Source organism: Cupriavidus sp. 05N40 (genome assembly GCF_056397305.1).
The window spans coordinates 1-14,134 of sequence record NZ_JBFTND010000195.1; the positions used below are offsets into that span (position 1 = coordinate 1).

The window sequence follows — 14,134 nt, forward strand, 5'->3', positions numbered from 1 at the left end:
TTCTGATTGCCAGGGAAGCCCCCGCTGCCGGCTGCCATCCGGAGCCGCGATCTGGCCGCGCGGAGACCGCGGGACTACATGGGAGGGTCCTGAATGACCACAAGAGAGAACAAGGATGGTCACCCACAGGGTTATTTGCTAGCATTCCCCCCATTTTGGAAGTGCAGAAAGCCGTAACCTGCACATCCACCGGCCACGGCCTCACCGTCAGTACCCGCCTGCATGGCAACCGATCAGGAACTCTCCGACTTTCTCGCCAGCGTCGAACGGCGCGCCTTCAAACAGGCCGTGTTTGCAGTGCGCGACGACGAGGCCGCCCTGGACATCGTCCAGGACGCCATGATCAAGCTCGCCGAAAAATACGGCGACAAGAGCGCCGGCGAGCTGCCACCGCTGTTCCAGCGCATACTTCAGAACACCATCCACGACTGGTTCCGACGCCAGAAGGTGCGCAATACCTGGGTCACGCTGTTTTCCAACCTGCGCGATGACAGGGAAGGCGAAGATAATGACCTGCTCGACACTTTCGAGGCCGAAATCGGCTCCGAATCAGCGGAGAGCAGCGCCGACAAGGTAGAGCGCGCCCAGACCATGCACATCATCGAACAGGAGATCCAGCGTCTGCCGACACGTCAACGCGAAGCTTTCCTGATGCGTTACTGGGAGGATATGGACGTCGCGGAAACGGCTGCTGTCATGGGATGCTCCGAAGGTAGCGTCAAGACTCACTGTTCCCGTGCCACGCACACACTGGCGCAGGCATTGCGAGCGCGGGGGGTCCGACTATGAGCACCAGAAACGAAAAAGAAATCAACGAACGCCGCCTGGCACACGAGATCCGCACGGCACTGGATGCCTCGGCGAATGCGTTGCCGGCAGATGTGACCGAGCGGCTCGCGGCCGCGCGGCGGATCGCGCTGTCGCGCAAGAAGGCGCAGGCTGCCGTCGCCATGCCGCAACTGGCCGCGGCGGGCGTACACACGATCGACTTCGACGAAGACGATTCTCCGCTGCATCGCGCGGGCGCCTGGCTGCGCCGCCTCGGCCTGGTCTGGACGCTGGTGGCGCTGGGCGCCGGCCTGATCGGCATCTACCACTGGCAGCAGCAAAAGCGCGTCGACGAACTCGCCGACGTGGATGCCGCCATGCTGCTCGACGATCTCCCGCCGTCGGCCTACGCCGACCAGGGCTTCCACGTGTTCCTCAAGCGCGGTCAGTAGCGATGGCCAGTGCCCTCTTCCATCCCGCCGCATCGCGCCGGCGGCTGGCAGGCTTGCTGCTGGCCGGCGCCGCCTTTGCTGGCGCCTGGCTGCTCAATCCCTCTGCATGCCAGGCGCAGGGCGGCCGCCCGACCGGCGCCGCATCGTCCGCCGCCGGCGCCAGCATCGCCAACGCCCGCCCGGCCTGGTCCGAGCTCTCCGTCGTGCAGCAGCGCATCCTGGCTCCGCTGGAAGGGGAATGGAACACATTCCCCGAGCTGAATCGCCGCAAATGGCTGCAGATCGCCGAGCGATACCAGAAGCTTTCGCCGGCCGAGCAGGCGCGCCTGCAGACCCGCATGACAGAATGGGTCAAGATGACGCCGCAGCAGCGCCGGCTGGCGCGCGAAAACTACCAGATCACGCGATCACTGCCCCCGCAGAAGAAGGCCGAAGCCTGGGACAAATACCAGCAGTTACCGGAAGAACAGAAGAAGAACCTGGCCGCCGCCGAAAAAGTGCCGCGCCGCCCGGGTGCGGTCAGCGCGCTGCCGTCCGGCAAGCGCCTGCCCGCCGAAACCACCCGCCAGCTGCATCTGGAAAAGAAGGCACCCGCCGGTAACCGCGCAACCGTCGCGCATCATCCGGCATCGGCAGCCATTGCGCATGCATCCGATGCGCAGGCCGGACAGCACGCACCGGCCGCGCCGGCAACCCCGGCCAGTGCGGTCGCCGCGACGGATACCCCGCGCGAGGCCAACACCGAGGCCGTGACCAGCAGCGCCATCGGCCCGGCCAGCCCGGACGAGCCGGTACGCCGCTGAACCCTGCACGCCGGGCGCCCTTCCCGGCGCCCCGGGCCAGTCCCGGCTTTGGCATAATCCCCTTTCGCGCCCGCCCGTCCGACCGCGCCGCGACAGCGTCAGCCGCCGCGCATGACCCCAGGCGCGGCATCGCCCTCCCCCAATTCCGCCATGCCCGCCGCGACCACGTCCAAACCCACCGCCAAGACCTCCCCCGCCCCGGCCAGCGCCCCGCGTCCGGCGCAAGCACCCTCGCTGCGCCGCCGCGTCGCCTGCATGCTTTATGAAGGCGTGCTCCTGTTCGGCGTGCTGAGCGCATCGACCGCGCTCTACCTGCTGGGGCGCCCCGCGCTGCAGCGCCTGGGCCTGGACGGCACCTTTGCCATGCAAGCCTGGAGCTTCCTGGTGCTGGGCTGCTACTTCGCCTGGTTCTGGCAGCGCAACGGCCAGACGCTGGCCATGCAGACCTGGCGCATGCGCGTGGAGACCGCCGCCGGCGTGCCGCCGCGCTGGCCGCGGGCCGCCTTGCGCTACCTGCTGGCCTGGCTGTGGCTGCCGCCCTCGGCGGCGGTGGGCCACGCGCTCGGACTGGTCAAGGGCCCCTTCGTCGGCGCCCTGGCCGTTGGCCTGCTGATCTGGATCCTGCTGGCGTGGCTCGACCCGCGGCGCCAGTTCCTGCACGACCGCCTGGCGGGGACGCGCCTGACCGACCTGCGCCCGCCCAAGCCATGACGCTGTCGGCCGCCGCCTTGCGCCGCATCGCGGTGGCATTGCAGGCCGCCGCAGCGCTGGGTTGTGCCGCCGCCCTGCACGACTGGTTCGGCTGGACGCTCGCCGCGGGCCTGCTGGGCGGTCTGGTTCTCGCCCTCCTCGTCCTTGGCCTGTCGGTCGCCGCCGCCTTCGCCATCTCCCTGCGCGGCCTGGGCGTGCCCGCCGCAATGCGCCCCCCGCTGCCGCCCGCCCTGCTGGCGACACGCTGCGCGCGCCTGACGCCGGCGCGGGCGCTGGCCTGCCACGCGCGCGAATGCCTCGCCGTGTTCCGCATGTTCAACTGGCTCCAGCCTTTCTGTTCGCACCGGCGCTTCGTGCCGGCCCGCGCCCCCGGCGCACGGCCGCCGCTGCTGCTGGTGCACGGCTACGGCTGCAACCACGCGGTGTGGCTCGACATGCAGCCGGCGCTCGCGGCGGCCGGCTATCACTGCGAGGCCATCGACCTGGAACCGGTGTTCGGCGATATCGAGCACTACGCGCTCGAAGTCCGCGCAGCCATCGCGCGCATTGCCGCCACCACCGGCCAGGCCCCGCTGCTGCTGTGCCACAGCATGGGCGGGCTGGCCGCGCGTGCCGCCATGGCGGGCCGCGGTGCGCCACCGCCGTGCCGCGGCATCGTCACGCTCGGCACGCCGCACCACGGCTGCGCGCTGGCACGCTACGGCAGCGGCTTCAATGCCCGCCAGATGCGCTGCGGCAGCGCGTGGCTGCGCGCGCTGGCGATGCGCGAAACGCCGCGCCAGCGCGCCGCGCTGGTATCGATCTTCAGCTGGCACGACTCCATTGCCGGCCCGGCCGGTTCTTCCTGGCTGGAGGGCGCCCACCATGTCCCGCTCGCCGGCATCGGCCACGTCAGCCTGCTGCGCGATCCGCGCGTCACGCAGGCCGCGCTGGGCGCGCTCGCGCAACTGTCGGCGGTGGCGCCGGCCGCCTGAGCCCCCCGCCGCGCCGGGCGCCGGCGGCTTCTTTTTGCCGGCACGCCACAGTCATATGACATTCATGTTTCCGTCACGGCTCCGTCATCGCCGGCTGGCCCAATGCAGCCATCGTCGCTACCGAGGCCGCCATGGTTCAAGCCCTTCGTTCTGCCCGCGGACACCTGGCAAAGGCCGCGCAACTGCTGCGCGGCCGCGCTGGCGGATCGCCATCGCTGCCCCGCCCTTCGTCCCTGCCCGCCGCGCTGGCCGCCTTCATGCCACCGGCCAGCGCCCTGCAGCAACGCCCCCCGGCGCGCGGGGCCGCCACCCCCGCCTCCGCCAGCCTGCCTCCTCCCGCCGCCACGCCCCAGCCCCCGCATCCCACCCATCCGATCCGCCACTACCGCGCCATCTGGCTGTCGGACATCCATCTCGGCACGGCCGGCTGCCAGGCCGACTACCTGCTCGATTTCCTCAAGCACAATGAATCGGACCAGCTCTACCTGGTCGGCGACATCATCGACGGCTGGCAGTTGCGGCGCGGCTGGTACTGGCCGCAAAGCCACAACGACGTGGTGCAGAAGCTGCTGCGCAAGGCGCGCAAGGGCACCGAGGTGATCTACGTGCCCGGCAACCACGACGAAGTGGCGCGCCAGTTCGACGGCCTCGCCTTCGGCGACATCACGGTGCGCGAGGATGCCATCCACGTGACCGCCACCGGGCGCCGCCTGTGGGTGGTGCACGGCGACCTGTTCGACGGCGTGGTGCAGCACGCGCGCTGGCTGGCCTACCTGGGCGATTCGCTCTACACCCTGATCCTGGCCATCAACCGCCACTTCAACCGCATCCGCGCGCGCCTGGGCTTCCCGTACTGGTCGCTGTCGCAATACCTCAAGCACCAGGTCAAGAACGCGGTCAACTACATCAACTCCTTCGAGCACGCGATGGTGGACGAAGCGCGCCGACGCGGCTGCGACGGCGTGGTCTGCGGCCACATTCACAAGGCCGAGATCCGCGAGGTGGACGGACAGCTCTACTGCAACGACGGCGACTGGGTGGAAAGCCTGTCGGCCCTCGTCGAGACGCAGGAGGGCGAGCTGCAGATCGTCTACTGGACCACGCTGCTCGACGCTCCCGCCACGGCCGGCCGCCGCGCCGCCGTCACCGCGGCCTGAGCGCCCGCGCCAGCCACCAACGCATCGCCCTGGCCTCGCCGAGGCCGGTCACCCACGCGGCCCGCCGCAAGGAGAGAGCCATGAAGATCCTGATCGTCACCGATGCCTGGGAGCCGCAAGTCAATGGCGTGGTGCGCACGCTCAAGTCGACCCGCCGCGAACTGGTGGCGATGGGCCACACGGTGGAGCTGATCACGCCGCAAGAATTCCGCACCATCCCGTGCCCGACCTATCCCGAGATCGCCCTGTCGCTGTTCGCCGGCGCCAAGGTGCGCGCGCGCATCCGCGCCTTCGCGCCGGACGCGCTGCACATCGCCACCGAAGGCCCGCTCGGCCTGGCCGCGCGCCGCTACGCGATGCGCGAGCAATTGCCGTTCACCACGGCCTACCACACGCGCTTCCCTGAGTATGTGCAGGCGCGCTTCGGCATTCCGCTGAGCTGGACCTATGCCTTCCTGCGCTGGTTCCACGGCCCGGCGCGCGCGGTGATGGCGCCCACGCCTGTGGTGCTGCAGGACCTGCACCGCTACGGCCTCACGCACGGCGTGCTGTGGACCCGCGGCGTGGACCTGGACGTGTTCACCACGCAGCACGCCAACGTGCTCAACACGGCCCACCCGATCTTCCTCTACGTGGGCCGCGTGGCGGTGGAGAAAAACGTCGAGGCCTTCCTCGCGCTGGACCTGCCGGGTTCCAAGTGGGTGGTCGGCGACGGCCCGGCGCTGGCCTCGCTGCGCGCGCGCTATCCGGGCGCCAGCTATCTSGGCGTGCTGAGCCAGCCGGAACTGGCCAAGGTGTATGCTTCKGCCGAYGTCTTCGTGTTTCCCAGCCGCACCGACACCTTCGGCCTGGTCCTGCTCGAAGCGCTCGCCAGCGGCCTGCCCGTGGCGGCGTATCCGGTCACCGGCCCGATCGACGTGCTCGGCGAGAGCACTGCCGGCGTGATGCACGAAGACCTGCGTGAAGCGTGCCTGGAGGCACTGCGCATCGACCGTCTCACCGCCCGCGCCCACGCCGAGCGGTTCTCGTGGCGCGCCGCCTCCGAGCAGTTCCTGACACACCTGCAGCCGCTGCCGTGCGCACATGCAAGCGCCAGCGGCAGCGCTGCCCGTCACTCATCCGAACATGCCGACTCCGCATCCCCCGCCGCCCGCACCCAGCCGCCCGCCGGCGGCCCCGACCTCGGCACCGGCCAAGGCTTCGCCGAACAGCGACTACACGATTGAGCAGAACCCGCACAAGGGCAACCGCGGCCTGGCGCGGGCCTGGCATGCGGGCATCAACTCCCTGTCGGGCCTGCGCTACGCGGTGCTGGAAGAGAGCGCGTTCCGCCAGGAGCTGACCCTGGTGGCGATCCTCACGCCCTGCGCGCTGCTGCTGCCGGTCGGCATCGTCGAGCGCATCCTGCTGCTGGGCACCTTGCTGCTGGTGCTGATCGTCGAGCTGCTCAACTCCAGCGTCGAGGCCGCGGTGGACCGTATCTCGCTCGAGCGCCACGGCCTGTCCAAGCGCGCCAAGGACTTCGGCAGTGCCGCCGTGATGCTGGCGCTGGTGCTGTGCGGCGGCACCTGGCTCGCCATCGCCGGGCCGATCGTGGCCGGATGGCTGCGACARCTGGCCGCCTGAGCGCAAGTCCGCGGCCGGCGGCGGCGGGCGTGCATCGCCCGCCCCGCGGGTATGCGTGCGGCGGTGCGTCAGGCGCGATTGCTTATAATCGCCATCAACTCACCGAATCGCCGCTCGCCCGGTCGCCCATGGAACCCAAACCGCAATCCGGTCCCCGCCGTACCCGGGACCGCATCCTCGACGTCTCGCTGCGCCTGTTCAATGAACTCGGCGAGCCCAACGTCACGACCACCACCATCGCGGAAGCCATGGAGATCAGCCCCGGCAATCTCTACTACCATTTCCGCAACAAGGACGACATCATCAACTCCATCTTCGTGCTGTTCGAGCAGGAGATGGAGCGTCGCCTGAAGCTGCCCGAAGATCACAAGGCCACGCTGGACGAGAGCTGGGGCTACCTGCAGTACATGTCGGAGTTCCTGTGGAACTACCGTTTCCTGTATCGCGACATCAACGACCTGCTGGCGCGCAACCGCATGCTTGAAACCAACTTCAAGCGCATCGTCGAGCAGAAGAAGCGCTTCGCGATGGAGATCTGCCGCCAGTTCCAGGAAGACGGCGAGATGGAAGCCACGCCCGAGCAGGTCGATGCCATCTGCACCAACATGGTCGTGGTGTCCACCTACTGGCTGTCCTTCCAGTTCGTGCAGCACCCGCGCCAGTACAACGATCCCGCGCAGATCCGCGGGTACCTGCACGGCGCGAGCTATCACATCTTCTCGATCCTGGCGCCCTACCTGCGCGGCAAGGCGCGCCAGGCGTTCGACAAGCAAGCCCGCGAATACGCCGCCGCCAGCGCGGCACAGAACCAAAAGGAAGACAAGTGAAGTCCGTCTGCATCTACTGTGGCTCCAGCCCCGGCAACCGTCCTGAATACGCCGACGCGGCGCGCGCCATGGGCAAGGCCCTGGCCGAACGCGGCCTGGCGCTGGTCTATGGCGGCGGCAAGGTCGGACTGATGGGCACCGTGGCCGATGCCGTGCTGGCGCACGGCGGCACCGCCATCGGCATCATCCCCGACGCGCTGATGCAAAAGGAAGTCGGGCATCGCGGCCTGACCGAGCTGCACGTGGTGCRCAATATGCACGAGCGCAAGCAGATGATGGCCGACCGCGCCGACGCATTCATCGCCATGCCCGGCGGCGTGGGCACCTTCGAAGAACTGTTCGAGACCTTCACCTGGCTGCAGCTGGGCTACCACGCCAAGCCGGTCGGACTGCTCAACGTGAACGGCTTCTACGACAGCATGCTGGGTTTCCTGCAGCACGCCGTGGACGAAGGCTTTCTCAAGCAGGTGCACAACGACCTGCTGCTGACGGACGCCACGCCTGCCGGCATCCTGGACAAGCTCGCCAATGCCCCGCGCGTGACCGTGGACAAGTGGCAGGAAAAGCGCGGGCAGACCTGAGCCCCGCCCGCGCGGCGCCTTACATCGGCTTGAGGCCCAGCGCATCCACCATGCCGCGATAGCGGCTGACCTGCGCGGCCTGCCACGCGTCGGCTTCCTGCTCGCTCACCGCATGCAGCACCGTGCGCCCCTCGGACTCCAGCCGGGCGCGCAGCTCCGGCTGGGCCAGCGCCTTGCCGATGGCCACGCGCAGCTTGCGCACCACGTCGTCCGGCGTGCCCTTGCGCACGTAGTAGCCACCGCCGATCACGTACTCGAAATCCGGCAACAGCTTGCTTTCGCGCAAGGTCGGGATGTGCTTGAGCTGCGCGGGCAGTGTGCGCGAGAAACTGCTCACCACCTTCAGCCTGCCTTGCCTGGCCATGCTGTCCATGCTGACCTGGTAGGCCAGGACGGCAAAGTCGATCTGGCCGCCGGCCAGGTCCTGGATGGCAGGCGCGGCGCCCTTGTACGGCACGTGCAGGAACTTGGCGCCGGTGCGCTGGCCCAGGTACTCTGTCAGCACGTGGTAGAGCGAGCCCATGCCCACGGTGCCGTAGGTCAGCGGCTTGGCGCCGGGGCGCCGGGCCAGTTCGATGAACTCATCGAGCGTGTGGACCGGCAGGTCACCACGCACCAGCAGCACGATGGTGGCTTCGGTGATCGGCTGTACCAGCCGGAAATCCTCCGGCTTGTATCTGGCCGAGGCATTCAGCAGGGGCGTCAGGATGACTTCGCTGGGCGAGCCGTGGAGCATGGCATAGCCATCCGGCGGGCCGTTCAGCACGCGCTTGGCGCCAAGCACGCCGGTGCCGCCCGCCACGTTCTCCACCAGCACCTGCTGGCCCAGCGCGCGACCGATGGGCTCGCTGAAAATGCGCGCCGACACATCGCTGGCGCCGCCGGCGGGATAGGGCACCACCAGCGATACCGGTTTCAGCGTGGGAAAGGCCGGCCCGTCGGCCAGCGCCGGCATGGCCACGCAGGCCAGGCCAAGCGCCACCAGTCGCGGCAGGGCCGACAGCCATCGCATTGCGCCGTGCAGTCGCCCCGACCGGTGTTTGTGTATCGCGCCGTTCATCTTTTCTCCGTGGTGATCGCCATGTCCAGGTATGTGGCGCCAGTCTAGCAACGGGATTTCAGCGGCAGCAATGACACGGAGAGGGCCAAATCGTTGCATCGAGTGCAACGATCGAGGGACGTGCCGGCAGGTGGCGGCAGGTGGCGCAAGCGGGCGATCCAGCGGGCGTCAGATTTCCGGAAAGGACTTCACCATATGGCGCAGCATATTGCTGGCCGCCGGCGAAAGGTGCCGCCCCGCCCGCGTGATGATGTGGTTGCGGCTGTTGTTGAGGATCGGATTGGCCAGCGGCAGCGACACCAGTTGCTTGAGCTGCGCGCCTTTGTGCGGCACCGAGCGCGGGACCATGACGAAGCCCAGCCCGAGCGCGGCGAACTCCCACAGCACCTTGAACGAATTGGTGACCAGCATCGGCTTGAGGCTGACATGCTCGTCGAGTTCCGCCGCCTGGATATGCTTGCGCACGCCAAAGGACTCCACCAGCGTGGCGCCGGCATGCGGCGCCAGGTCGGCCAGCTTGAGGGCCCTGCGCATGCGTGCCAGCGGATGATCGCGGCGCACGTGCACGCGGATCGGCGCCAGGCGCGAGCAGTGCGAGCGCAAGCGCACATCGGTAGGCGGCTCGAAGGCCAGGCCGATATGGGCGAGGTCTTCCACGATGTGCCGAATGGTTTCATCGGTGCCGGCCACCTGTATGCCGTAGGTCACCTGCGGATGCTTGCGCATGAAGCCTTGCAGCACCGGTTCCAGCAGCAGATCGACGAAGCCCTCGCCGAACACCAGGTCCACGTGGCCGCCGCGCGCGTTCTTCAGGTTGTTGACCTCCGCCAGGAAGGTGTCCTGCAGGTCCTGCTGGCGCCGCGCGAACAGGGCCAGCATGCGCCCGGCATCGGTCGCGGCCACCCCCCTTCCGCGCCGCTCCAGCAAGGCCAGGCCTGTGTCCTGCTCCAGCCTGGCCACGGCACGGCTCACCACCGACGGGTCCAGCCCCAGCACTTCGGCCGCGCCGCGCACGCTGCCGGTCTCGATGATCTGCAGCAGGCACAGCGCGCGCCTGCGGTCCAGTACGTCTTCCATGGCTTGTTCCCGGCACTGCGCTGACCTCAGCGCGCCGTCTCCGTTCCCGGTTCTTCTGCGAGGACGATGCACCGTTGCACCGTGAACAACGATTTTCCACTTTACTTGTCATGGTTACAACCGTCGGGAGTGCCGAAAATCGCCGTTTCACCTCACCCTGCCAGGAGCAGCCGCGCGATGAGCACGCCCCCGACGACACCTATTGAATCGCACCAGCCCCTCCAGCCGCGCACCGGTGCGCTGCCGCTGCCACTGCTGGAGCGCATGCGCGCATGGCGGCACGAGATCCACGCCCATCCCGAAACCGCCTTCACCGAGCACCGCACCGCGCGGCTGGTGGCGCGGGCGCTGGCCGGGATGGGCCTGGAAGTCCATGAGGGGCTGGGCGGCACCGGTGTGGTCGGCACACTGCGGCGCGGCGCCGGCCCGGCGATCGGACTGCGCGCGGACCTGGACGCCCTCGACATGCACGAACTCGGCGACGCGCCGCACCGCTCGGCCATCGACGGCAAGATGCATGGATGCGGACACGACGGGCATACGGCCATGTTGCTGGGCGCGGCGCAATTCCTGTCGCAGGACACCAGCATCAGCGGCACGGTGCATTTCATCTTCCAGCCCGCCGAGGAGAACGAGGGCGGCGGCCGCGTCATGGTGGAGCAAGGCCTGTTCGAGCGCTTTCCCTGCGCGGGCGTCTACGCGCTGCACAACTCGCCCAACCTGCCGCTGGGCACGTTCTCCACGCGCGTCGGCACCATGACATCCAACTCCGATACGTTCGAGATCGTCATCGCCGGCAAGGGCTCGCATGCCGCGCAGCCCGAGGCCGGCATCGATCCGGTCGTGGTCTCCTCGCAGCTGGTGGCGGCGCTGCAGGCCATCGTCAGCCGCAATGTCAGCGCCGTCGACTCGCTGATCATCAGCGTGACGCAGATCCACGGCGGCGATACCTGGAACGTGATCCCCGAGCGCGTGRTCCTGCGCGGCACCTGCCGCTCGTTCAGGCCCGCCACGCGCGCCCGGGCGGAAGCGCGCATGCGCGCCGTGTGCGAGGGGCTGGCGGCTGCCTCKGGCGCGCAGATCGAGCTGAACTATTTCGCGGGCTATCCCGCCTGCGTGAACACGGCGCGGGAAACCTGCCTGGCCGCCGCCGCGGCGCGCCGGGTGGTGGGCGACGAGCGCGTCGACACGGACTGCCTGCCGCGCACGGGGTCGGAGGACTTCGCCTACATGCTGGAGCAATGCCCGGGCGCGTACGTATTCCTCGGTGCGGCGCGCAGCGGGAACAACCCGCCGCTGCACAATCCGTACTACGACTTCAACGATGCGATCCTGCCGCTGGGCGCGACCTACTGGATCGAGCTGGTGCGGCTGGTGCTGAAGCCGGCAGCTTGATGGCGCCGCGCTCCGCCGCCAGCGCTCAGAACGAGGAACCCGGCTCCCGCAGGAAGGCCGCTTCCTCCGGCGTGTTCTCCCGCCCCAGCACCGCGTTGCGGTGCGGGAAGCGGCCGAAGCGCCCGATCACAGCCTGGTGCTTGAGCGCCCACGCCACCGTGTCGACCTTGCCCTCGCTGTCGTCGCGCAAGGCGCGCATCAGCCTCACCGATTCGGCCTGGTCCGCGCGCGATTCCGCATGCTCGAAGGGCATGTAGCAGAACAGGCGGTGATGCGGCGTGGGCAGCAGGCGGTCGGCGCCGCTCGCCACCACCTGCCGCGCCGCCTGCAGCGCCTGCGCGTCGGTGGCAAAGCTGCGCGGATCGTGGCGAAAGACATTGCGCGGCACCTGGTCCAGCACCACGATGCGCGCACAGGCACCCAGCGGCGTCAGGGCCCAGTCGTCGTGCGCGCCGGCGCGCACCGCTTCCCACAGCGGCAGCAAGGCGGCGCGCACGCTGGCGTCGAAGCTTGCGGACTTGGTGAACCAGGCCTTGCGGGTGGTGTTCCATTGCGCCGAGCCCGGCGCGCCGAACCAGAAATCGAGTACGCGTTGCGCTTCGGCCGGCAAGGCCTGGAGCAGGGTCATGGTGGTGGATATCGGTAGGTCCGGCAGGAACGCATCAGCGCGGCACGTTGCGCATCCAGTCCGCGGTGTCGAAAAAGGCTTTCATCAATCGCAACTGCAGGTCTTCGGACAGGCCCACGTCCTGCATCGCCAGCGCCATGCAGCGCATCCACTGGTCACGCTCGCTGGTGCCGATCTCGAACGGCAGGTGGCGCGCGCGCAGGCGCGGGTGGCCGAAGCGCTCGATGAAATGGTTGGGCCCGCCAAGCCAGCCGCACAGGAACCAGAACAGCTTGTCGCGCGAGCCGTCGAGCGAGCCGGGATGCAGGGCGCGCAGCCCCTTGAACTGCGCCTCCAGGTCCATCAGGTCATAGAAGCGGTCCACCAGTTCGCGCACGCGCGCCTCGCCGCCGACCAGTTCGTACGCGGTGGTGTCGGCGGCGTCGGTATTGGTGGCTTCGGTATTGGTGGCTTCGGGCTTCGAATCGGTACTCATAAAAACACTCGTCAGTTTCTTCAGGTGCGCGGGGTGCGCCGCAGAACATGCGCACACGCGGCGTTCAGGTCTCGCGCAGCGTGGCCAGCGCGGGCTGTCTCAGCACCTCGCGCAAACCCAGCCAGCCTCCCGCGAAAGCGCACAGCATGCCAGAAARCACGCCGGCCGGCACGATCCAGCCGTTGAAGCGGTAGGGGAAATCGAACACGAACTGCGACAAGCCCCAGCCCACCGCGATCGCGCCCAGGCTGGCCAGCAGCCCCGCCAGGCCGCCTACCACGAGGAACTCGGCATATTGCGTCTGCCGCACCACGGCGGCGGACGCGCCCAGCGCCTTGAGCAGGCCGGCGTCGCGCTTGCGTTCGTCGCGCGCGCCGGAAAGCGCCGCGTAGAGCACCGTCACGCCGGCCGCCAGCGTGAACACGAACAGGAACTCGACTGCGGCGATCACCTGGTCGAGCACTTCCTGGACCTGGCGCAGGATCAGGTCGGTGTTGACCACCGTGATATTGGGGAAGGATGCCACCAGCCGGTTGCCGAGCGCCGACTGGCTGGCCGGCAGGTGGAAGGCGGTGATGTAGGTCTGCGGCAGGCCTTGCATGGCGGCGGGCGGCAGGATCACGAAGAAATTCACGCGCATCGAGCCCCAGTCGAGCTTGCGCAGCGAAGTGACCGGCGCCTCCACCGCCTGCCCCGCCACATCGAAGCGCAGGGTGTCGCCCAGCCGGATGCCGAGGGTCTTGGCGATGCCTTCCTCCACCGAGGCGCCGGCCTCGCGGCCGCCGGCCAGCCAGTTGCCGGCCACCACGCGGTTGCCGGCCGGCAGGCTGTCCGTGTATGACAGGTTGAACTCGCGCTCGACCAGGTTGCGGGCGCGCCCGTCAGGGTAGCGCTCGGCGCGCACCGGATGGCCGCCGATATGCGTCAGCCGCCCGCGTACCATCGGGTACAGCAAATCGGCGATGCCTGCATGCGACAGCATGCCGGCCAGCGGCGCCCGCTGGTCCGRCTGGATATTGATGATGAAGCGGTTGGGCGCGTCCGCCGGCGTTGCGTTGCGCCACGAGGCGATCAGGTCGTTGCGGGTCATGCCCAGCAGCAGCAGCGCCATCAGGCCCACCGCCAATGYCACCGTCTGCAGCACCGTCACGGCGCGGCGCCGTTCCAGCACCGCCAGCGCGAAGCGCCAGCCCACGCTGCCGCGYGCCAGGGTGCGCCCGCGCATCAGACGCGCCAGCAGGCTCAGCAGCCCCAGCGCCAGCAGCGCGAACACCACGCCGGCGCCGACGAAGCCGCCGGCCGTGGTCAGGCCGAGCTTGAGGTCGCGCGCGGCCACCAGCAGCAGCGCCACGAAGGCGCCGAGGCCGAGCCCGTAGGCAATCCAGGTGGACACCGGCGGCGCGCCGAGGTCGCGCCGCAGCACGCGCAGCGGCGATACGCGCGTGAGCGCGAGCAGCGGCGGCAGGGCAAATCCCGCCAGCAGCACCATGCCGGCCAGCAGGCCGACCAGCGCAGGCACGAAGGAAGGCTGCGGCAGCGTCACGGTAAGCAGCTTGCCCAGCGAAAGCAGCAGGCCATAGTGCGCCAGGTAGCCCAGCAC

At 68.9% G+C, this 14,134-nt stretch carries 16 protein-coding genes; 11 read left to right on the forward strand and 5 right to left on the reverse strand.

Annotation, left to right across the window (positions count from 1 at the left end; all coding sequences use genetic code 11):
* Window positions 1–222: 222 nt before the first annotated feature.
* From AC1DO7_RS32560 to AC1DO7_RS32605, 10 genes are all read left to right on the forward strand, one after another.
* Complete coding sequence (locus AC1DO7_RS32560; protein WP_020203616.1) at window positions 223–789, forward strand: RNA polymerase sigma factor; 567 nt, start codon at window positions 223–225, stop codon at window positions 787–789.
* Entirely contained in the window at window positions 786–1,220 is a 435-nt protein-coding gene (locus tag AC1DO7_RS32565) for a DUF3619 family protein (protein WP_441612340.1), read from the forward strand. Before AC1DO7_RS32560 ends, AC1DO7_RS32565 begins: the two co-directional genes overlap by 4 nt.
* 2 nt (window positions 1,221–1,222) lie before the next feature.
* The gene (locus AC1DO7_RS32570; protein WP_441612341.1) at window positions 1,223–2,023 is read left to right on the forward strand and encodes a DUF3106 domain-containing protein; all 801 of its coding nucleotides are present in this window, start codon (window positions 1,223–1,225) and stop codon (window positions 2,021–2,023) included.
* Between the two features lie 150 nt (window positions 2,024–2,173).
* Complete coding sequence (locus AC1DO7_RS32575; RefSeq protein WP_441612342.1) at window positions 2,174–2,734, forward strand: RDD family protein; 561 nt, start codon at window positions 2,174–2,176, stop codon at window positions 2,732–2,734.
* Window positions 2,731–3,708, forward strand: a complete 978-nt coding sequence (locus AC1DO7_RS32580; RefSeq protein ID WP_441612343.1) for an esterase/lipase family protein — start codon at window positions 2,731–2,733, stop codon at window positions 3,706–3,708. Before AC1DO7_RS32575 ends, AC1DO7_RS32580 begins: the two co-directional genes overlap by 4 nt.
* 131 nt (window positions 3,709–3,839) lie before the next feature.
* Complete coding sequence (locus AC1DO7_RS32585; protein ID WP_441612344.1) at window positions 3,840–4,865, forward strand: UDP-2,3-diacylglucosamine diphosphatase; 1,026 nt, start codon at window positions 3,840–3,842, stop codon at window positions 4,863–4,865.
* 80 nt (window positions 4,866–4,945) lie between these two features.
* Entirely contained in the window at window positions 4,946–6,091 is a 1,146-nt protein-coding gene (locus tag AC1DO7_RS32590; protein WP_441612345.1) for a glycosyltransferase family 4 protein, read from the forward strand.
* A complete protein-coding gene (locus tag AC1DO7_RS32595) occupies window positions 5,991–6,491 on the forward strand; it encodes a diacylglycerol kinase (RefSeq protein WP_441612346.1) in 501 nt (166 codons plus the stop codon). The genes AC1DO7_RS32590 and AC1DO7_RS32595 overlap by 101 nt, the downstream gene beginning before the upstream one ends.
* A 128-nt stretch (window positions 6,492–6,619) precedes the next feature.
* Window positions 6,620–7,318: a TetR/AcrR family transcriptional regulator gene (locus AC1DO7_RS32600; RefSeq protein ID WP_441612347.1), complete on the forward strand. Its 699-nt coding sequence runs from the start codon at window positions 6,620–6,622 to the stop codon at window positions 7,316–7,318.
* Complete coding sequence (locus tag AC1DO7_RS32605) at window positions 7,315–7,899, forward strand: LOG family protein (protein ID WP_477117032.1); 585 nt, start codon at window positions 7,315–7,317, stop codon at window positions 7,897–7,899. The genes AC1DO7_RS32600 and AC1DO7_RS32605 overlap by 4 nt, the downstream gene beginning before the upstream one ends.
* A 19-nt stretch (window positions 7,900–7,918) precedes the next feature.
* Here AC1DO7_RS32605 and AC1DO7_RS32610 read toward each other — a convergent pair whose 3' ends face one another.
* Entirely contained in the window at window positions 7,919–8,911 is a 993-nt protein-coding gene (locus tag AC1DO7_RS32610) for a Bug family tripartite tricarboxylate transporter substrate binding protein (protein WP_441612349.1), read from the reverse strand.
* A gap of 216 nt (window positions 8,912–9,127) precedes the next feature.
* A complete protein-coding gene (locus tag AC1DO7_RS32615; protein WP_441612350.1) occupies window positions 9,128–10,036 on the reverse strand; it encodes a LysR family transcriptional regulator in 909 nt (302 codons plus the stop codon).
* A 264-nt stretch (window positions 10,037–10,300) separates the two neighbouring features.
* Here AC1DO7_RS32615 and AC1DO7_RS32620 point away from each other — a divergent pair, with 264 nt between their 5' ends.
* On the forward strand, window positions 10,301–11,431 hold the full coding sequence (locus AC1DO7_RS32620) for an amidohydrolase (protein ID WP_477117034.1): 1,131 nt from the start codon (window positions 10,301–10,303) through the stop codon (window positions 11,429–11,431).
* 25 nt (window positions 11,432–11,456) lie between these two features.
* Here the strand turns inward: AC1DO7_RS32620 and AC1DO7_RS32625 are convergent, their stop codons facing one another.
* From AC1DO7_RS32625 to AC1DO7_RS32635, 3 genes are all read right to left on the reverse strand, one after another.
* Window positions 11,457–12,059, reverse strand: a complete 603-nt coding sequence (locus AC1DO7_RS32625) for a DUF924 family protein (RefSeq protein WP_441612351.1) — start codon at window positions 12,057–12,059, stop codon at window positions 11,457–11,459.
* Between the two features lie 34 nt (window positions 12,060–12,093).
* Complete coding sequence (locus AC1DO7_RS32630) at window positions 12,094–12,534, reverse strand: group II truncated hemoglobin (RefSeq protein ID WP_441612352.1); 441 nt, start codon at window positions 12,532–12,534, stop codon at window positions 12,094–12,096.
* A 64-nt stretch (window positions 12,535–12,598) separates the two neighbouring features.
* Window positions 12,599–14,134 (reverse strand): ABC transporter permease (locus tag AC1DO7_RS32635; RefSeq protein ID WP_477117033.1); only part of this gene is annotated, 1,536 nt, incomplete at its 5' end.